At 57.9% G+C, this 19998-nt stretch carries 14 protein-coding genes; 10 read left to right on the top strand and 4 right to left on the bottom strand.

Translation table 11 applies throughout. The features are described 5' to 3' along the window. Nucleotides 1–8 precede the first annotated feature (8 nt). Nucleotides 9–947, bottom strand: coding sequence for an NAD-dependent epimerase/dehydratase family protein (locus ACZ9DP_RS02655; RefSeq protein WP_476200118.1), 939 nt, complete (start codon nucleotides 945–947; stop codon nucleotides 9–11). A gap of 81 nt (nucleotides 948–1028) precedes the next feature. Beyond that, a complete protein-coding gene (locus tag ACZ9DP_RS02650; RefSeq protein WP_476202176.1) occupies nucleotides 1029–1586 on the bottom strand; it encodes a sugar transferase in 558 nt (185 codons plus the stop codon). 1469 nt (nucleotides 1587–3055) lie between these two features. On the opposite strand from ACZ9DP_RS02650, the gene ACZ9DP_RS02645 reads away from it, so the two are divergent. From ACZ9DP_RS02645 to ACZ9DP_RS02600, 10 genes are all read left to right on the top strand, one after another. Beyond that, complete coding sequence (locus tag ACZ9DP_RS02645) at nucleotides 3056–4039, top strand: nucleotidyltransferase family protein (protein WP_476200117.1); 984 nt, start codon at nucleotides 3056–3058, stop codon at nucleotides 4037–4039. Next, nucleotides 4036–5229 carry a hypothetical protein gene (locus ACZ9DP_RS02640; protein ID WP_476200116.1) on the top strand — a complete coding sequence of 398 codons (1194 nt, stop codon included), beginning with the start codon at nucleotides 4036–4038 and terminating at the stop codon, nucleotides 5227–5229. The genes ACZ9DP_RS02645 and ACZ9DP_RS02640 overlap by 4 nt, the downstream gene beginning before the upstream one ends. A gap of 709 nt (nucleotides 5230–5938) precedes the next feature. Further along, nucleotides 5939–6733: a YdcF family protein gene (locus ACZ9DP_RS02635; RefSeq protein ID WP_476200115.1), complete on the top strand. Its 795-nt coding sequence runs from the start codon at nucleotides 5939–5941 to the stop codon at nucleotides 6731–6733. Nucleotides 6734–7394: 661 nt separating this feature from the next. Next, nucleotides 7395–8576: a non-hydrolyzing UDP-N-acetylglucosamine 2-epimerase gene (gene wecB, locus ACZ9DP_RS02630; protein ID WP_476200113.1), complete on the top strand. Its 1182-nt coding sequence runs from the start codon at nucleotides 7395–7397 to the stop codon at nucleotides 8574–8576. A 45-nt stretch (nucleotides 8577–8621) separates the two neighbouring features. Further along, nucleotides 8622–9782: a hypothetical protein gene (locus ACZ9DP_RS02625; protein ID WP_476200111.1), complete on the top strand. Its 1161-nt coding sequence runs from the start codon at nucleotides 8622–8624 to the stop codon at nucleotides 9780–9782. Then, nucleotides 9779–10549, top strand: coding sequence for a WecB/TagA/CpsF family glycosyltransferase (locus ACZ9DP_RS02620; RefSeq protein ID WP_476200109.1), 771 nt, complete (start codon nucleotides 9779–9781; stop codon nucleotides 10547–10549). Before ACZ9DP_RS02625 ends, ACZ9DP_RS02620 begins: the two co-directional genes overlap by 4 nt. A gap of 12 nt (nucleotides 10550–10561) precedes the next feature. Beyond that, nucleotides 10562–11701, top strand: a complete 1140-nt coding sequence (locus tag ACZ9DP_RS02615; RefSeq protein ID WP_074072910.1) for a glycosyltransferase family 4 protein — start codon at nucleotides 10562–10564, stop codon at nucleotides 11699–11701. 97 nt (nucleotides 11702–11798) lie between these two features. Next, a complete protein-coding gene (locus ACZ9DP_RS02610; protein ID WP_476200108.1) occupies nucleotides 11799–13319 on the top strand; it encodes a CpsD/CapB family tyrosine-protein kinase in 1521 nt (506 codons plus the stop codon). Nucleotides 13320–13445: 126 nt separating this feature from the next. Beyond that, entirely contained in the window at nucleotides 13446–14744 is a 1299-nt protein-coding gene (locus ACZ9DP_RS02605; protein WP_476200107.1) for a polysaccharide biosynthesis/export family protein, read from the top strand. Beyond that, a complete protein-coding gene (locus ACZ9DP_RS02600) occupies nucleotides 14741–16276 on the top strand; it encodes an oligosaccharide flippase family protein (RefSeq protein ID WP_476200105.1) in 1536 nt (511 codons plus the stop codon). Before ACZ9DP_RS02605 ends, ACZ9DP_RS02600 begins: the two co-directional genes overlap by 4 nt. A gap of 96 nt (nucleotides 16277–16372) precedes the next feature. Here ACZ9DP_RS02600 and ACZ9DP_RS02595 read toward each other — a convergent pair whose 3' ends face one another. Continuing rightward, entirely contained in the window at nucleotides 16373–17506 is a 1134-nt protein-coding gene (locus tag ACZ9DP_RS02595; RefSeq protein WP_476200104.1) for a glycoside hydrolase family 18 protein, read from the bottom strand. A 589-nt stretch (nucleotides 17507–18095) separates the two neighbouring features. Continuing rightward, nucleotides 18096–19970: a GH39 family glycosyl hydrolase gene (locus ACZ9DP_RS02590; RefSeq protein ID WP_476200103.1), complete on the bottom strand. Its 1875-nt coding sequence runs from the start codon at nucleotides 19968–19970 to the stop codon at nucleotides 18096–18098. Nucleotides 19971–19998: the final 28 nt, after the last annotated feature.

The raw sequence follows: 19998 nt of genomic DNA, 5'->3' as shown, positions 1-19998 counted from the left end.
ATGCCACCCTACCCGGTATTTGACCATTTCGGCTGTGTTTTAAGAGCAAACTCCGTCAAAACGGCTTTGATCGCATCCTCGACCGAGCGCTGCGGCTCTCCGATTAGCCCCCGCATGACGGTAGTGTTTGGCTGAAGCCTAGGCCGATCGACCTTGCGCTTACGCGCTGCTGCTTCAACGAATTTGACTGGTCTTTGCGCGGCTTTCTGGAACAGGCTCAAAATGTCCGCGACCGAATACTCCTCACCTGAGCCCAAGTTTATCGTGTAGGCGTCGCTTCCTGACAGTCCAATGCATCGAACGAATAGGTCGGCTGCGTCCATAACATGCAGATAGTTTCTCCTCGGCGTCGTATTCCCAACTTCTATCAGCGCTTCTCCTCTTGCAATCTGCCTGCCGATCTCAGGAAAGAGGTGCGGATTCGTCTCGCCCGGCCCGATCAAGTTGGAAAGACGGCAGCAGACGGCTCGCCATCCCCCTCGGACCGAAGCGCTCCGAACGAGATCTTCGCACACAAGTTTGCTCCAGCCGTAGATATCCATCGGCACCGTATCGGCGTCCTCAGATAAGACCTCTGCGGACGGCGCGTAGACTGCGACGCTCGATGCGAAGACCAAAGACTTTAGCGACGAGGACGGTACGAGTGCTTCGACCAAGTTCCTTGTTCCGACCACGTTCACCATGAACGCGGCCCTCGGATCCGCGTCGCAGCGAGGAATGAAATGTATCGCTGCAAGGTGGATGACATGGTCGAAAGGCCGCTCGCCGAGAACCGCCCGGACGGTGCTCGGATCGGCGATGTCTCCGTTGACGAATTTGATCGACGCGTCCGCCGTGTCTGGCGGGGCGCCGGCGGACAAGTCGTCCAGAATTGTTACATGGCACCCCTGGGCCGCAAGCCTCGACACGACGTGGCGGCCCAAGAAACCGCAGCCTCCTGTGACCAAGACATGGTTCTGATTGCTCAATGTAAACCCCCCTTTTTAAATAATCGAGTGCGAATTATCGCACAAATCGACCATTGTTGTTTACCGCGATAGCGCACTGTTAAATAATGTCTTCGATGTTAGAAGAAGTATCTTGAGATCCATGGCAACTGATATATTTAGTATATAGTATAGATCATATTCTACTTTCACTTGAACTTCGTCAATTGTCGAAACATATCCCTGCTTGACTTGGGCCAAGCCGGTCAAACCTGGAGGTGCGCAGTAGCGCAGTTTGTACTCCGGGAAAGCGCACTCGTACCGGCGAGCCAGAGGGACCCACTCCGGCCTGGGGCCGATAAGGCTCATATGGCCGACGAGGACATTCCAGAGCTGCGGCAGTTCGTCGAGATGCGATTGTCTTAGGTACGCACCGAGAGGTGTAATTCTGTCATCATCCTGACTGGTTGGTCGGGGAGTACCATCGGATGTGCACATGCTCCGAAGTTTCAGTGCGCGGAACGTCCGTCCCCTGTAACCAACACGCTCTTGGGCGAGAAAGACTGGACGCCCCATCGTCACCGCCACTGCCGCCGCGGCAACGCCTACCAGCAGGACGCTAGCCGGCGCACTCGCCAGGACAAACGCGATATCGAACATGCGCCTGATGAAAAGATATCTCGTTGACCGGCCAACTGCTGCATCTATATGGCCGGGATCGGCGAGGTGCAGCGGCAAGCGCTCGCATTTTGGGCTCTCGCGAAAGTGCAGCGGCGAGATGTGACGGTGCGCATACCATATGGACATAACCCCCCCCCAAATCAAAAGGTTAGGAAGATATTACATTGCGTATATTTCTTCCGCCGCCCCGGCTTCAGAGCTAATGCTTTTGCTATATCTATGTATATATGCAAAACTGCTAAATTAAAAGAAATAAATTAGTAATGCTATTTAGGTACTTGTCGGGTTACTCAATGTTACAATTCGTTTTTTTATGTTTTATGCTACCGCTCTGCCGTGTAAATCTATTGCAAGTACCTACGAGTTGCGAGCGTCTCATCTGCAAGTCTCGAACAGTTTATCGATATGGAGAAATCAATCAGAAGGCGGTGGCGCCGGGCAACAACCGAAACGACCACAACCATGGCATGCTTTAGCGCCTCGCGACACCGGTCCGGCCAGTGCTCAAATTTCTGCACATCTGGCTTCTCCAGGCCCGCTCATGAGAGCCAGACATCATTCACCAGGGGGCCGGCCCGAGTGTCATGCCGATCATGTCAGTAGAGGGTCATCAAATTGAGCTATGACGGCTTCGTCGTTCAAACGTATGCGCTCGTGCACGGCCGACGCCTGGAGCACCTTCGTCAGAGCGCCATGGCGCGCCTTTGAATGGATTGCGCGGCCGGTCAATCTGGGATGATTTGGTTTTCAAGAGTCAGGGGTAACTCGATTCGAGTATTCGTTCGGGTTATTTAAGGTTACCGCATACAACTTATGTCTGACTTTTCACCATCACATTAATGCTATAAAGATATAAGATCGAGCACGTGAGGTAACCCGATGGCAACGGAGCGTGAAACCAAAGAAAAAAGTGATGCAAGTTCCGCAATGGAACGGCGTGATTTCATCAAGGGGCTTGGGAAATTCGCTGCCCTGACGCCGCCCGCGGTGACGGTGCTGCTTGATGTCGCCATGAACTCGCCCGCTGTAGCTGCGTCCGGCGGTCGGACGGGACGTCGGCCCGGCTGGGGACACGGCGATAAGAACCATGTGCACACTGGTCCTCCTAAACGCCGCCCTCGCACGTGGTGGAATTGAACGTCACCGCGGCCAACAATCTAGTCGATCTGCCGTCGAAGATCATGCCCACGGCCCCCGAACTGGGCCCCATCGGTCATCATCAGCGCTCGTTGGTATTGAGTTGTCAGCTGCCGTGGAACTGAGTGCCGTGGACCAATGTCATCGTGAACCATTCCGCAGTGCTGTTGGCGTCGTCATGGTCCATTCTGGTTATTCACCCTGCGTCCCAAACCAATTGCACAATACGACAAGCTCTTCAGCGTTCGAAAGACGGCTTGAAAACCGTTCTAGTTGTCAGCTGCAAGGTCCAATGATGCGGGAGGGGTTGCATGAGATCGGGAGACTCTGAATCCGGCTTCCAAATACTGGCTGCGTTGTTGAACGGGATCACTACCGGTCAAGATCAGTGGGACAAGGTCGTGCAGGAGGCCAATCGGCACCTTGTTGGCCCCGCATTATATGGTTGGCTTCGCCATTGGGGGTTACTTATCAACGTTCCTGGGGAAGTCGAAAAATACTTGCGCTTTTTGTATGATTTGAACGAAGAGCGAAATCGACGACTGCGCCGACAGTCCGTCGAGACCCTGCGTGTATTGAACGAAGCGGGGATCGAACCATTGCTTATCAAAGGGTCGGCCCTCCTGATGATTATGCCGGAACATCGGCTGGGCAACCGGATGATCAGCGACTTGGATCTGGTGATTGACAGGAACAATGTCGAGCGAAGCGTGGGGCGACTTCGCGGCATCGGCTACCAACCCCTTCCAGAAGACCCTGGTCCACACGCATACGGGAAATTCTATCGGCCTACCGATGTTGGTTCCTTGGACTTGCATCTGAGGCCGCCAGGCCCAGCTATTTTATACACAGAGGGCGAACCGCTCCATAGCACACGCCTCGAAGTGATGGGTGTTCGGGTTTGTATCCCCACGCCAGTGGAGTGGGTGGTACACCTAATCGTTCACGACATGATATTGGACCGCCGTCTGCGCACGGGCGATGTCGAGCTGCGGCATCTTCTCGACTGCCGCGAGATCTTCGACTTGGGGTACGAGGTCGACTGGGATGCGGTCCGTGCCAGGTTGCCGTCAGGTCGGCTGGCCCTGGCACGGGATTTGTTTTTTCTGAACCTGCAACGCCTGGCCGGCGTCAAGATCGACGGCAGCCCCGCAGGGTTGCTGGCGAACCTCCTATTTAGCCGTCAAATCGCACGGCAGGATCACGGCGCTTATAAGAATCTGGACGATTTCGGGCTTTCCTTGCTGCGCGCGATCTGGAAGCCGTTTAAAATTGCCGCGGCAAATCAACGATGACCCGGCGCCTGCACCCGGACAACCCGGCGACAACCGGACCAATGGTACCAGGGCCGGACAATGGTGTTGTGCTCTGCGCTCTTGACGATGATTACGCTCTTTTCTCCGAACCCCAGCAACGCGTCTATCAGTTGAGCCCCATATCAGGGCCGATCTGGCTTGGCGTTTCTGCAGGCGAACCAGCGAGCAGGATCGCGCGGTTCGTCGCCAATGAGACGGGATGTCGTCTGGACGAGGCGAATGACTACATTTCGTCTTGCCTGGTGGAATGGGAAAAACTTGCCCTTCTGAAGCAAGGGCTGATGGAACCCATTCGACCGAAATCTAGAAGCGACGAAAGCCCAGAATCAATTTCCGCCACCGGGGAAATCTACTGCGTCTCTGGCGCAATGATTGCCATCTCTTTCCCAGATTCGAGCGCAAAACGGGCTTGGAATGCCATTGCCGGTCATCTGCGCCATGGCCAGACTGGCGTTGCCGAAACCGAAATTACGGTTGGAGCGTGCGAAGACGGCTACTGGATCGCCCACCAGCCTGGAGAACGGGCGAGCTTCGGTGACCCAGCGGCTCTCGCTGTCGGCCTGAAAGAGGCTGTCCTCCATGCCGTGCTTAGGCCTCGGCCCGACTGGATCGCACTTCACGCAGCGGTCCTTTCCTCCGCGTCGGGCGCAATAGCGTTGGCCGGCTCTTCCGGTCAAGGCAAAACCACACTGGCGGCGCTGCTAAGCGCATCGGGCATGTCTGCCATTGCCGATGACGTTGCTCTTGTCACCGCGCAGCCCCCGGGCCTTCGAGGACTGGCCTTCGCGTTTGCGGCCAAGCCGGGCAGTTGGGAGCTCCTTCGGACTCGGTTTCCAAACTTGGACCGCCTTCCTAAGTATCGGCGTCCGGATGGACGAACTGTGAAATACATCCAGCCTGTTCGATCGTCCGAACAGGCTGGCGCCATCACCGCCATCATTTTCCCGCGATATTCAATCATGACACCGTTGCGGATCACACACGTGCGAAAGCTTAATGCATTGGTGTCCCTGCTCAATGAGGCGATGAACGCCAGCCAATGGCTAACTGCGAAGGGCTTTGTCGCGTTGTCTACAATGATCAATGACGCGGTGGTGATCCGCATGGAATACGACGACGCCAATACCGGCGTAGAATGGATCAAGATGAACCTGATCAAGGCCGGTTGATGCGGGTCGGCAAAGCCCCCTCGCAAGCCGCACATTAGACGCGGCACTGGCTGCTCTGGCATTCGCCAACTGGTCCAACATTTATTGGAACCGCCGGCGCTACGTCATGCCACCATTGCAGATTTCGCGAGATTTGCGGGGCTAATCGACATCGGCGCATAAAGTCTGCCGTGAAGCAGGCAAGCAGCCGGACGCATAGCAAATAGATCATCAGCGCGATCAACTCGGGCGAACGCTTCGACCGGCACGTCTCGGTGACCAGAGGCCGGAACCCGCGCTTCAGCTCCCGCGCTGCGTTGCCTTCGGCATGGATGTCGCAGATTTCCTTGAGCTTCAGCGCCAGCGCGCGCGTATAGTTCGTACCAAACCTCGGCGAGCTCGCACACCACCATCTCGATCCGCTCAAGCTTCAACGCCGGCTTGCTAGGCATAGCGCCTCGGTAAACTTCAAGACGAAGCCCTTCTCCTCCTCACGTGATTGCGCCGCCGATGCTCGCAGCGCGAAAGGCGAGCGAAGCGAGCACGGCAGGCTGGCAGGCGAAGGACCTTGGTTGAGGCAACGCCGACCTTCGAGCGCCGTCGGCGCCGTCGAACTTGTGCCCCGGCAGCTGACCATGACAAAAAGGACTACGTTGGATGATTCTTCCACTTTCCAAATGCAGTGTATGATTTGCTCCGCGTATATTCAGAGCGATCTCAGGAGCGGCACGTGTTCTTCGTTCTTTCGAAGCTTTTAACAGCATTTCTCGTGATATCGAATCTGATTGGATTGACGGCATTCGCGGGGATCGTAGCCTTTGCCATCCGTCGGTTCAGAGCAGCGCGAATTCTTCTGATCATGTCGGCCGTACTTTTGCTGATCGTCGGCTGGTTCCCCGTTGGAAGTGCTGCGCTTCTCTTACTGGAGGACCGGTTCCCGCAACCCGCTATCCAGGACAATGTGACGGGCATTGTTGTCCTCGGCGGGGAAATCGACACTGATATCTCGACCGAACGCCAAACCATCACCTTGACCGATGCAGGCGAGCGGCTCACCAAGACGGCCGAGCTCAGCCTGCTCTACCCCAACGCGAGAATTCTCCTTTCAGGAGGGACGGCGAATTTACTGTCTGCCGAGGAGAAGTCGGAGGCCGCAGTCGCGCGCGACCTTCTCATCGAAATCGGTGTTCCGGAGAGACGGATCGAACTTGAAGAGCGCTCGCGAAACACCTGCGAGAATGCGGTCGAGAGCAAGGCTGTTGCACGTCCCAAGCCGGGGGAGTCGTGGCTGCTCGTTACATCCGCCTTTCACATGCCGAGGGCCGTCGCCTGCTTTCGCGCCACCGATTTTCCGGTCATCCCATACCCCGTAGGCTATCGGACTCGGCCGTCCGATGTGGGACGTCCGACACGTTCCGTCTCTATGGGTTTGTACCTCGCCGATCTGGCCGCTCATGAATGGATCGGACTGGTGGCCTACCACCTCGCAATGAGAACCGAGCTCTTTCCTTCGCCCGACAGGTAGTTTCCATCGGCAAACACATGCTTCCTTGCAGCCAAGCGGTCAAGACCGGGGCGATGAAGCCGCAGGATACGCGCCAGGTGAGGGTGGACACCGCCCTCCAGCAAAAACCGTGACATTCCCGGTCGAAGCGCTCCCCCATCGACCGGGAAGCGGCACGTGAAGTTTGCGACGAAGACCGGCGTCACTGCGCCAAACCCTGCACCGCCTCGGCAAGTGGCGCTGATCAGACGTCAGCGCAATGAGCATGCCCTGCGAAGGTACTCGGAACTCTATCTGGGCCCTAACATCCACGACTTCAGCCGCCGCATCGCCGGCGAGGAGGAACCGCTTCCGGAATCATCGCGATGCCGTTGCCCTTTCCGGGAGCTGGTTAGGATGGGCAGCTGATCGTGAGTCCGGTTGTCTGGACACGCCAAGCGCTCCGCGTCTGACCGCAGGGGCCATATGATTCTTCCACAGACTCTGCCATTCGAATAACACATGATCGTGATCGAACTCTCAGGTCCAGGTCTACTCCTGCACTTCACCTAGCAAATGGTCTGTCTTGGACCGGATTTATTACTCTAATACCAACGAATTATACTCCTTATGATCTCTTGTTTTATGATGGCTATCGTACATTGTTGCTATGAAAAATTTAGAGCTGGGCGGTCTTTAGCCAATGGGTTCCGCGGGGACAACCATATTAACTGTCTTGGGCACCAGGCCCGAGGCAATAAAACTTGCTCCTCTTGTCAAGGCGGCAGCTGCTGATCGGGCATTCGATATTCGGGTCTGCGTAACCGGACAGCACCGCTCCATGTTGGATCAGGTGCTCGATGTATTCGGCATCAAGCCGGACTACGATCTGAACTTGATGAAACCCGCGCAGAGCCTTGCCGAGGTTACGTCACGAATTGTTGTAGAGGTCGCGAATGTAATCCGGGAGGCGCGACCGGAGTGGGTTATCGTCCAAGGCGATACGACAACGGCGTTCGCGTCGAGCTTGGCCGCATTTTACGAAAAGGTCTCAATTGCGCATGTGGAGGCCGGGCTTCGCACATCCGACAAGTATTCTCCTTATCCTGAAGAAGCTAACCGGCGCTTCATCAGCACCATAGCGGACCTCCATTTCGCGCCCACCTCTTGGGCCCGCGCCAACTTGCTGCAGGAAGGCCATCCAGAGAGCTCGGTATTCGTGACCGGGAATAGCGTCATCGATGCGTTGGTGTGGGTGATTAATCTTATAAAGTCGAACAGCGTATTGCGGAAACAACTGGACGATCGATTCTCATTCTTGAAACCGCAAAGACGCCTCGTTTTGGTCACAGGGCATCGCCGCGAAAGCTTTGGCAGTCCTATCCGCAAGACGTGTGAAGCCCTCATCGACTTGGTTAGGGAATTGTCGGATGTCGAGATCCTGTATCCAGTTCATCTGAATCCAAACGTGCAGGAGCCTGTCAAGGCCATTCTCGGGAGCGCACATCCGGAGTTGCTTGAACGAATACATCTGATAGCGCCCGTCGACTATGTCTCCTTCGTCTATCTGATGGCTAGGGCTCATCTCATCATTACTGACTCGGGCGGCGTTCAAGAGGAGGCTCCCTCGTTGGGTGTGCCAGTCCTGGTCACCCGGCAGCATACCGAGCGTCCGGAGGGCATCGAAGCAGGGTTTGCCAAGCTGATCGGCACCGACCGGACCCGAATTGTGGAAGAAGCTATCGGCGCACTGAGCACCAGCCGCCTTCCCACAATGACCATTCACAAAAGCCCGTACGGCGATGGCTTGGCCAGCGCTCGAATCCTTGAGAACCTGCGCGAACGGATTGCAGGTACGACGAAGGCGCAGGCGGTTATCTGCTGACCTTATTCGGCTTCAGACATGCCGCGGGACGATGGAGAGGCTCCGATGCCAACCATTATGACTTTCGAAACAGGCCCGGAACTCTCATCCGCCGTTCTTGACGCGTATGCACGTTTGTTGCCGCTCTGCGCCTCCGGCTTGCAAGCGGCCGCCAATCCCGAAACAGCCCTCTTCGACCTACAGATCAGGGACCGCAGATCCGGTCAGCCCACCCGAGGGACAGAGAATATTACGAGCACGCTCATCTGCCTGATAGGTCTCGACAGAGCCGGTATCGCTCCCAATCAGATCGGACTGTCATCCGAGAAGGCGCTATCTGCGGCCCTCGACCGCATGGGCCGAGAGCAAGCGCTTGGTGCAACCGGCCTTGCCATCTGGGCGAACGCAGTCCTCGACGGTCTTGCATTGGGAGACCTTCTCGCTCGTATCGGCGTGTCATTGGATGACCGGCGGGAATGGGCCGACCGGCTAACCACGATGGAGGTCGCGTGGCTTGCCAGCGGCCTGCTTCATGAACTGGGGCGGGTGCGCAACCCCCGCATGTTCGATCTGGCTCGTTCGGCTGTTTCGGTATTGTCGTCCCGCTATGACGAGAACGCTCGTTTGGTCAGCCACGCCAGTGCAGCGGCCCCGCTCCGTCATCGACTGCGTCGGCAACTTGCGAACTTCGCCGACCAAATTTACGCCGTCCAGGCCTTAGGCTTCGCAGCGGTCGTGCTCTGCGACGAGCGAGCCCTTCGGTTGGCGGAACGGATAGCCGGGCGGCTGACCGAGCTACAAGGCAGCCGGGGCCAGTGGTGGTGGCACTACGACGTGTCCTCGGGACGGGTTGCGGAAGGCTATCCAGTCTATTCGGTTCATCAGCATGCGATGGCGCCGATGGCGTTGATGATCCTGCGGGCGGCGGGTGGAGGGGATTACTCGCAAGCAATCGAACGTAGCCAACGCTGGATTCTCAAGAACGAGCTGGGTGTCAGCCTCATCGACGAGGAGGCGACTGCGATCTGGAGGAATATCGAACGGACCGAGCCCGCGATCGCATCCTTGGGCAACAAGCTGCTCGCGCTGGCCGGACGTTACCGCGGGAGCGAAGCCCCTTCAGCGGCACTATGCATCAACCACGAGATACGGCCCTATGAATGGGGATGGTGCCTCTATGCCGCCAGCCTCGACAAGGGCGGGAACAGGGGGAGGCACATAGTATGAACAGCTTTGACAAAATTCCAGTTGTGGAATTTCTGAATACCCGTTTCCACGCCATACCTGCTGACGATGTTGTAAGTCTCGTCTTGCACTGGCAGGCCGAACCTGTTCGGCAAACGCACATCATAATTACTGCCAATGTTTCTCTTCTTGTGACGATGCGGACCGATGCGACGCTTTCGGCAGCTGTCGGGAAGGCGGATCTCGTCGTGACCGATGGAATGCCCTTGGTGTGGGCCAGTCGGTTGCTCGGCAACCCGGTTCCCGAACGAGTGACCGGAATCGATCTAATGGAAGCGTTATTGGAGAGAGGGTCGACCGAAAGACTGAGCGTGTATTTGCTCGGGACGACCCAGCAGCGACTGCAACGGTTCATGGAAGTCGTCGCGTCGAGATATCCAGGCATACGAATTGCAGGCGCGCGAAACGGCTTCTTCTCGAAGAACGAGTACGCTGACATCACAACAGAGATCAATAACAGCGGCGCAGATCTGCTCTTGGTGGCAATGCCCGCGCCGTTCAAGGAGATCTGGTGCGAGGAACAGCGCTCCGCCTTGCAGATCCCGGCTGTCTTGGGCGTGGGCGGAGCGTTCGACGTCGTCGCCGGGTTTCTGCCCCGGGCGCCGGTCCTCTTACAGAATGCCGGACTCGAATGGGCCTGGCGGCTTTGCTTGGAACCGCGGAAGCTGTGGAAGCGCAATCTTACAACCAATTCCCGCTTCATCGCCATCCTGGCGACTGACCTCGCTAGGCGGGCAACCCACCATTAGCAGAGTTGTATCATGACGGACGCTCAAAAAATCTTCGTGAAGAGGGCAGAAAGCAAACAGCCGGATAAGGCGAGTGGGACGATTGCCTTTGTGCAGAACTACTACTCGCCGCACCAACATGCCGTCTTTGAGCATCTGGCGCGCTCAGGCACGGACCTGACAGTCTATTATCTGCAGAGCCCGGAGGACGAGGGGCGAAGATGGGGCGGCGCATGTCATAAGACCACGTACGCAGTCGTCAGGTGTCCCAGTTTTACCGTCGGTCCATTCGTCTTCTTCTGGCTTCGACCGGAACCGCAGACCGTCGTCCTATTGGATAACAATCCAACGAACCTTTGCATGCTCTTTTGGGCCTTCGTTCTAAAATTGGAAGGAAAGCGTTTATTGCTTTGGGAAAAGCACATTCCAGATCATTTCAAGCCACGCGTCAAACAACTCTATCAGCGAATTTGTTCAAAGATATTGTGTGCAATTTGCGACACAGCGATCGTTTTCTCCGACATGACCAAGGCATACCTGCGCAGCTTGCCGACCAACATCCCCACCAAGCGAATGATCTGTGTTGTGCCCGACGCCAGAGGCCCTCTGGTTCGCCGGAGCGGCCCGATCAGATCGTTCGGCTATATCGGAGCGGGCTCGAATCGGAAAAACGTGACGGCCCTCATCGAGGCATTCGCGGCACTGGGAGAAGCCGACGCGTCGCTTCACATGGCCGGAATGGCTCCGATGCCCGTCGGAACGGCAAAACGAATCCGATGGTGGGGCTACGTTGACGGCGAACTGCGGGAGGAATTTTATCGCTCGATCGACGTGATGGTCCTTCCGTCATTGGCAGACCCGTGGGGACTGGTGGTCAATGAGGCCCTGCAACGCGGATGCCTGTGTGCAGTCAGCACAGCGTGCGGCAGCGCAGAATTAGCCCGATCAATCGATCCGCGTCTCGTCTTCGAGCCCAGAGTTCGCGACATAGAAGACTGCCTGAGAACGCTTCTTTCCCTGTCACAGGCCGAAATAGCATCCCTTCGGGAAAAGTGCGAAGCCAGCATCGCCCCCTATACCATCGACAATGGGGCAAAGATTTTGAGCACGATAGTATCAGAGGAAATAACGAACGAAAGAAGTAACGGCCGTCCTCATCCGTATCATGGGTAAGTTTATGCGTTATGAACATCCCCAAGCAGCACGTTGGTCGAAGGTCTCGGCGTTGACCTCAGATGATGGTCCGCGCCCGCTCCTCCTTGGTCCTATTGTGTCGTTCTTATCGGCCAACTGGCTTGGGCTTGCCCTTTGGGCCGTCATAGGCTTGTCCCTGACGGCAACCTACGTCATGCGTGCCGAACCGACGTATCGGTCGCGGGCGGTCATTATTCTCGATTACCGCTTACCAGGGTCTGACGGGCGAGTCCCCAGCGACTCTGCGGACTCCGCCTATATCGATACACAGATCAAGATTATCGAGTCGAATGACGTGCTTCTGAAGGTCGTTGATGAGCTCGCACTTGATAAAGATCCCGAATTCGTTTCTGTCAAATCCGGCCTCTCCTCCAAGTTGGCTGCTTGGCGGTCGAGCCTTGAACAAATGATCTTCGCGGCACGGATGCCGCCGCAGGACACGACGTCAAGCGCGGAGGCGATACCTGCTGACGAACTTCGGCAGATCGCCGCCAGACAGCTTTGGTCCGCGATGCGGGCCAGCCGGGCCGGGCGATCGTACGTGGCCGAAATCGAAGTCACAGCAAACAGCTCTGAGAAGTCAGCGCGCATCGCGAATGCCATTGCGCGAACCTATGTGGATTATCAGTGGAAATTCAGGATGGAGGCGACCGAGCGGGAGAGTGCGCCCCTAGCCCGTATGTTGACGCCGGCAAGTCCGCTCGTGGAGCGCACCGGCATGAAGACGCCTGTCCTGCTGGCGCTCGGCCTCTTTGCCGGATTGGGGTTCGGAATCTGCATCGCCGCCGCCCGTGTCGCGATGAAGCGGACGGTCGGGGGAAGGAGCGATCTCGAGGACGAACTTGCCATCCGATGCTTGGGACTCGTTCCATCGGTGCGCGCGTTGAGGCCCAATCCGTTCTCGCAGCTCTTGCCCCGATGGTTGCGAGCGTCCTCCAGGAAGCCCCTATCGTCCTCCGCACTGTCTTATGCGGCGGACTTCCCGACCTCGCTATTTTGCGAGGCGCTTCGCTTACTCAGGTCCCAGTTGGTGGTTGCAGCCAGCGGGCACCGGGCTATCGTCGTCGGCGTTGTGTCTGCGTGTGGATCCGAAGGTCGTTCGACGCTGATCGCCAATTTCGCTCAGCTTCTCGCTCGCGCGGGGGAGAAGGTCCTGCTCGTCGATGCCGATTTTCAGACACGGCAGCTCACCGAGACGCTTGCTTCCCTGACATTCCTGTCGTCAGACGGCGCGGACGCTGACGCCGAGATCTCCGAAGTCCGGTGCTTTCCCGGCATCGCCCTGAAATTCGCTCCTCTGCTCGGGCCAGCTGTGGACGAGAAGTTCATGAGCCGACAGGATTGGGTCGGCCGCATAATCGCAACTCATCGTAAGGAGTTCGACTGGATTTGCGTGGACATGCCGGCATTGGCCAGATGCGGAGATGCCCTGGCGATAGTCAATTTCTTGGATCATCTCGTGATATTGGCGGAGTGGAACAAGACTGACAGGTCTGCTCTCGGTCTAACGTTGAAGATGCTCGAGCCGCAGCGGCCGAAGGTCCTCGGAGTCGTGCTGAACAAGGTTGCCCGCCGGAAGATGACGCTGATGGAATGACGGCAAAGTGTGGATTTGTGCGCCCGACCTGGCCCGGGCTGTGGTTCAAACACTGGTAGCTCAGCATTTTCCAAGAGCTAGCGCGGGCAGAGGCGGTGCGGCAGAAGCGGTGGAGGGAGTGTGATTATGGCTCGTCTTAACGTGCCAGGCGCGGCGCAAAATGGCGCACTGGCGCTGGTGCTCCTGTTCTCGGCGGGAGCCACAGCCGGCAAAGCATCGGATGAATATACGCTAGGCTCCCAGGATAAACTCAGGATCAGCTTGACGGAGATCTCTTCGGCGAGCGGCGAGATCCGACCTCGGTTGGATGGCGAATTCACGGTGGACGCGGCAGGCGACGTTGCGATACCGCTCCTTGGCAACATCAAAGCGGCCGGGATGAGCGCTTCCGAATTCGCAACCTCGATCGCATCGCAGTTTCAAGCGAAGGTGCGGCTGGTCAATCCTCCCGTAACGGCCGTCGAAATAGTGCAACATCGTCCATTCTACATCATCGGTGCGGTCGAGAAACCGGGAGAGTATCCCTTCAGGCCAGGCATGAGAGTGATCCATGCGCTCAGCGTGGCAGGTGGCATAGCAAGGGGCGCTGCGTTAGGAGAGACCCGTTTCGAACGCGATATGATTCAGGCCAACGGCGAACTGAATGTCTTGAGGGCGCAAAGGGACAGGCTCGAGGCTAGACGCGCCCGGCTGGAAGCGACAATCGGGGGCAAAGATAAAGTCGAATTTCCCGCGAGACTGAGATTGCGCGCAAGCGAGCCGACTGTCCAAGATGTCATTATGCGAGAGCAGCTTGTTTTTGATCAGCGGCGCAAGACACGCGCTCTCGAGTTAGGTAACTACAACGAACAGCTTTCACTGCTCCGCGGGCAGATGCGTACTTTGCAGAACCAGATCGAGACCCAGAACGCGCAGAGCAACAGCGTAGACCGCGAACTTGTCCAGGTGCGGAAGCTCGAAGCCCGGGGTTTGGCTCCTTCCGCACGTGTATATGCGCTTGAGCGGACGGCCCTGGCCGCCGACAGCAAGCGCAAAGAGGTCCAGACCGAAATGCTCAAGGTTAGCGAGCGCGTTGCGAGCACTGAGGCCTCAATAAGGCGACTGCAGGACACGGACGGCCGTGAGTTGCTTGCCGAGCTTAACGGCGTGGACGGCGAACTCGAGAACGTGATAGGCAAGCTCGGCACCGCCGAGGACTTGATCCAGCAATTGCAGATAGACGGAGCGCCTGCTGCAAGTCACAACGAAGAGATCGAGGTTACGTATTCGCTCCTCAGGGAGCGGGACGGACAGTTGGTCGAGGAGGTGACGGCCGAAACGAGCCCGGTCAGACCGGGAGACGTGATCAAGGTCTCACGCCGCACGACAGGCTCGCTTTCGGACCGGACCCTCAGCAGCGCCCCGGCGGTAACGGGTTACCAATGAGCCCCGAGGACCGTAGCGATCCCGGCGTCGAAATCCAAAACCTGCAAGCGCCAACGGCCACGCAGGGACTTGCAAGCAATAAGGTGCGCGCCACCGCTATACGGGGTGCCGTGTGGTCCTTGGTGCAAATCTGCGCTGAGCGGGCCACCCAAGCCAGCGTCTTCTTGATCACGGCTAGACTGCTCGGCCCGACCGACTTCGGCATGGCGGCCATGGCCGTTGCTCCCGCGCTGATTGCGAATCATACATTGCAGGGCGTCACGCAGACCGTCATACAGCGGGAGGATGCCGGGCCAGGCTATCTGAGCGCGTGTTTTGTCTGCGCAATCGGTAGCAGCCTGCTGATGGCGATGCTCATCGTCGCAGCCGCACCGATCCTATCATCCGCCCTCGGCAATCCCTTGGTTGGCGATCTGATGCGGGCTTCGGCGCTTGCTCCAGCACTGACCGGGATCGGACTGATCCCAGAAGGGCTGCTCGCTAGACAATTTGCCTTTTCGGTGCTGGCGATCCGGCGCCCCTTGGCAATCCTCACGGGGGGTGCGCTGTCGATCGCCCTTGCCTATTTCGGCGGCGGAGCCTGGAGCATCATTGCGCAGACCATTCTCGCGGCGGCGACGGGGTCCCTCGTGTGCCTGGTGGCCCTGCCGGCCGTTCCGCGATCCCGGTTTTCCAAGTCGGACTGGCAAAACGCTTCCTCGAGCGTCGCCAAGCTGATGGGTCGGCTTGTGCTCGATGCCGCAGGCCAACGCCTGCCGGAAGTCACGCTAGGGCTCCTTGCAGGACCCGCTGCTGCGGGCATTTTCCGCTCGGCGAAGGCGCTCCTCGATCTGGTGACGAGCGTGCTGTTCTATCCGATTTCGGCAGGCCTCTTTCCCATATTCGCCCGCATGTCAGGCGACACCCAAAAGCTCGAGAGCTTCATACTGAATATCTCGCTTGCAAGCGTCGTGCTGTTCTGCGTCCCGGCGTTCGGATTTTCCATTTTCTCCGCCCAGATCGTCAAGATTGCCTTGGGATCTGCCTGGATCCAGGTGGCCGACATCATGATGATTTTCGCGCTGGCGCTGCCCGTCCTGGCTCTCGTCGCTTCCGTGCCTTCCTTCATGATCGCCACCCAGCAAGCCGGAACGCTGCTTCAGTGTTCTGCGGTCCAGTTGCTGGCGGGCATGGCCTTAGTTGCAATCGGGGCATTGTGGGATGTCGTGCTGGCATCCTTCGGGTTTGTGCTCTCTATATGCCTGGGGGCTGGCATGCTTTGGTCGCGGTCTCTTGCCCGATCCGCTCGCGTCGACGCGCAGCTGATCCGCGAGGCGATCGCCCTTGTGGCCATAGTGGAGGTGTCGCTTGCAGTGCTTTTTCTGTTTCGGCGCGCGCTCGTCTCCGACTGGTTCAGCGTGACCTCATTCGCGACATCGCTTGCACTGTACATCGGGATCGTCGCCGTGTTCTTTCCCCGGCTTGTCGCTAGCACTTTGCAAGCGCTGCCGCCGCGCTGGCGCGGCCTGCCGAAATGGCTGAGAACCGGTTGAGACGATCGAAAGCGCTCCGGAGGCTTCGCCCGGTCTTCTTAACCAGTCTGACCCCTCGCAAGTGGGGTCTAGCCAGCACCGAGATCGTCCTTCAGTTCAATCGAGAATCGCATTTCGAGTGGCGTGCAGAAGGCCACTCGGGTTTGTCGCCTTCGGCATGTATCCCTCACCCAGGGACCAGATGATTGCCCCACCCAGGCCATTCTGTCGGGCGAATTCCCCCTTGGCCGCGATAGAACGCTCGTCCTCGTATGAAACGAACGTGCATCCGAACGGGCCGATCGCCTTCGATGGAGACAGGTACGGCGCCTGAGCCGTTGTGTCGTACTCGGCGTAGTTAGGGTCGTAATAGTACGTCATGATATTCTTATAGCTCATGTCCTGATCGCCGGCGATCACTTGCGCGGTTCCAGCAGCCTGGCGCGGAGCCGAAACCGGCGTGTTCCAGCAGCTCCCGTAGAATGCCACGCCGAGACCAAGCTTCCCGGCGGGGATGCCCACTTGGATGTAAGCCTTGATGCTGCTGGCGACCGAAGCCGGAGTGCTGTTGGAGTCGCCGTAAAGCGGTGAATTGTGCCACGACAGCCAACCCTCCCAGTTATCAGCCATATCGTATGTCATCACGTTCAGCCGGTCGAAGATCGGCTCGATTTGCATCAAGAATCGAGCCTCCTGATTTTCAATGGAAGAATTCGAATTCTTCCAGCTCAGGTCGATCGTTAACAATTTGTCAGGCATCTGATCGCGAAGTGCCTTTGCCAAGGCCGTCAGGTTTGCCTGGTCCATTGACTCTATAGGCTCCCAATCGATGTCGAGACCGTCGTAATTCCACCGCCTCACCAGATCCACGAGATTGGTCACGAAGCGTTGCCTGTTGGCGTCGTTTGAGGCTTCGCGCATTCGGTCGACCAGTCCGCCCCCGCCAACTGCGAGGAGCGCCTTTCGACCCGCTGCGTGCGCCCGCATAACGACCTCCTGCGCGACTCGGGGACCAGTCATCGAGTCCATGAAGAAACTCGTATCAAGCGATCCATCATTTTCCGGAACCACCGAGAACATCACCACGTGAGTGAGGGAAGAAAAATCAATAAGTTCTGGCGGATAAAATTCATATTCCCAGCCCGGATAGAAGCCAGCCAACCACCTCTCTTGAGAGACGGCGGGATTGCTGAGCGCTTGCAACGCAACAAGCGGAGCAGCGGCGAAAAGACTGGCTAGACGTCTGAGCATGCAGATCTCCATGGTTAAAACGGGCAACTGGAAATAGGAATGGCAAACAGACGCTCATGGCTATGTCGAGACGACGGAACAACGTTGCTGCGTCTCGTTGTCGTTTGACATTGGATCATCAGTGATTCTCCGCTGCATAAGACAAACTATATCTGATTGTGTCGTCTCGCTTATTTTCAGTATCGCGAGAGCCCGCAAAATGCACGAATCTTTCTCTTCGCTGCTAACCGTGTCGTTAGCATTACGTCTTCAGTCAAGTTCAGCTCGTCTCTCATCACTGCCAAGGTCCATTCTCCAATCACCTGAGGGCCATACTCACCGTCGTCAACATAGGATTTTGCGACAAGGAGCGTGTTGTCGCTGGCAGAGCGAACTTCTAGGCGTGGGCCACGTAGGATATGGTTGATGACAGGCACGCTACAGGCATAGCGGAGGTGCAACGCCGGAGAGGTCGCAGTGCTGGTCTCAATTCCGGGCCACCCGCAAATACCCTGATGCACTGATCGGAAAATGGCACATGCAGCCCGCTTTGTTCAGCAGTGCCTTCGGGAAGAAGGATATGTCCGGCTAAACACCCGCGGCGCCAGCATCAGTCGGCGATGATGCAGAGCGCGCTCTCCCGTCCGAAGGCGTCGCGCGCCCGCACGGCATAGCGCACGCCCGATTGCGGCGATACATGCAAGTAGGCCGTCGAGATCAGAGGAACGGGATTGACCTTCTCGAAGATCTTTCCATCGGTGCTGGTCAAAACGTCGTAGAAAATGCCCGGACGGGCATCGCCTGCGGCCCAGAACAGCATCCGTTGCTGCCGCTCCCCAAGACCGCGGTAGCGCGTCGCCGTCAGCCCGGTCGGAGCGGACGGCGCCGCACCCGTGTCGGGGACCACCAGTATCTGCGTGAGGGATGGCAGCGGAACGTCAAGGTCGAGGCTGATCCGGCCCTCCTGCGCGTCGACGATGCTGATCGGGTGCAAAAGCGCCGGCTCCTGGGCTCGCCGCAATTCGGCAAACTGATCGGCGGTTGGCTCGCGCGGCGCACCGACCGGCTCCCACGGACCGCGTGGGTTGCTTTCGTCCCGCTGCGCCTCCCACACTTCCATGGGATTGGTAAACTCATTGTCGATCCGCAGCAGGCAAACGCCGTGACGACCCGGCTCTAATCCGTTGATTTCAAGCCGCACCGACGTGCGTCCGGACTGTGTGATTGCGTCGACGGAATGGATCAGCGCGATTGAGGCGCCACTATCGGCGAGCTTTGTGGGCAGGATGGCCAGTCCGTCTCTATCCGGATCGAGTTTCGGATCTGCTGTCGCCTCGCAGAGTGTGTCGCCCAGCGTTGCCAGCAGTTCGAGCGACGTCAGGCCGGGCTTTTTGATCTGCTCGAAAGTCGGGGCGGCGTCGACGTCGGTCGCCAGCGTGCTAAGATCGGTCTTGTGCTCCCATTGCGCCCGCCGGAAATTGCGGGGTCCGAAATAAGAAAAGATCGTTCGCTGCCCCCAGCCGCCGATGAAGGCATGATCGTTGCTCAGAAAGGTAAAGTCGGCCGCCTTGGGCGCGATGATGCGGCGCTCGTGCTGCTCGATGATCTTGCCGATGATGGCGGCATAATAGGCCTTTCCGTGCCACGAGTGATGGTCGGACCAACCAAGCTGCGGATCGCATTCATCATTGACGATCGGCAATTCAGCAAGCCGCGGATGATGCTGCCTCAGATAGTCGACGACGAGCAGCGTGCGGTCGATGATGCCGTTGGTGTTGGGCGTCAGATCCTCGATGCTGCCATTGACGCCCTTTTCATGGATGGAAATGAAGTCGATCCGCGGCGGGCCGTCGTTGGTCAGGCAGCTCACTCCTTTATCGCAGTGCGCAACGATGGCGCGAAAGATCGGCGAGAGCGTGCGCGCCGTGCCGGGACCGCCCATCGGCAAGGCGCGATCGACGGCGTCGAGCCCGGCGACGCAGGCATCATAGTAGTTTGTGTAGCCCCTCTCACCGTAGGTCCACCAGCCGGAGTCCGCCTCATTGGTCGTCTCGAAAAACCAGCTGCGCAGCTCCCCTATGCCATAGCGCCCGGCATAACGTTCCGCCACCGCCGTGACCAGGTCGCGCCACGCCTTGACCTGGTCCATGTTCTCATAGTCGGTGAAGATGCCAGATGGATTGCCCATCAACTCGAAGAATGGTTTGAGCCGATGCTCGACCATCACGTCGACTGCTCCGTCGAGCAGCGACCAGTCGTATCTGGGGTTTTCAATGCCTCCGGTCACAGTCAGCAGGTTGAGCAGATAGTGAACGCGCAAATAGCGGACGCCTTCATGCGGTACGCCGCCGAGATAGGCGACCATCTGGCGCATTTCCGGCTCCAGCAGCAGTTCTGCCGGAGAAAAGCCTGTGCCGCGCCAGAAGCGTTTGAAAGGACGGACCGGCTTGCTCACGTCAACATTTATCTTTGTGCGCTGGCGCATTCGCGCGATCTCCTTGGTTGATCGAAGA

The organism is Rhizobium sp. USDA 4016, from assembly GCF_056279705.1.
This window is presented reverse-complemented; position numbering and strand designations above follow the sequence as displayed.

Bases quoted from the DNA above. Each gene is read 5' to 3' on its own strand.
- ACZ9DP_RS02625 (WP_476200111.1), top strand. From the start codon at position 8,622: ATGCCAACCATTATGACTTTCGAAACAGGCCCGGAACTCTCATCCGCC.
- ACZ9DP_RS02645 (WP_476200117.1), top strand. From the start codon at position 3,056: ATGAGATCGGGAGACTCTGAATCCGGCTTCCAAATACTGGCTGCGTTG.
- ACZ9DP_RS02620 (WP_476200109.1), top strand. From the start codon at position 9,779: ATGAACAGCTTTGACAAAATTCCAGTTGTGGAATTTCTGAATACCCGT.
- ACZ9DP_RS02640 (WP_476200116.1), top strand. From the start codon at position 4,036: ATGACCCGGCGCCTGCACCCGGACAACCCGGCGACAACCGGACCAATG.
- ACZ9DP_RS02650 (WP_476202176.1), bottom strand. From the start codon at position 1,586: ATGTTCGATATCGCGTTTGTCCTGGCGAGTGCGCCGGCTAGCGTCCTG.
- ACZ9DP_RS02595 (WP_476200104.1), bottom strand. From the start codon at position 17,506: ATGCTCAGACGTCTAGCCAGTCTTTTCGCCGCTGCTCCGCTTGTTGCG.
- ACZ9DP_RS02605 (WP_476200107.1), top strand. From the start codon at position 13,446: ATGGCTCGTCTTAACGTGCCAGGCGCGGCGCAAAATGGCGCACTGGCG.
- wecB (WP_476200113.1), top strand. From the start codon at position 7,395: ATGGGTTCCGCGGGGACAACCATATTAACTGTCTTGGGCACCAGGCCC.
- ACZ9DP_RS02590 (WP_476200103.1), bottom strand. From the start codon at position 19,970: ATGCGCCAGCGCACAAAGATAAATGTTGACGTGAGCAAGCCGGTCCGT.
- ACZ9DP_RS02615 (WP_074072910.1), top strand. From the start codon at position 10,562: ATGACGGACGCTCAAAAAATCTTCGTGAAGAGGGCAGAAAGCAAACAG.
- ACZ9DP_RS02600 (WP_476200105.1), top strand. From the start codon at position 14,741: ATGAGCCCCGAGGACCGTAGCGATCCCGGCGTCGAAATCCAAAACCTG.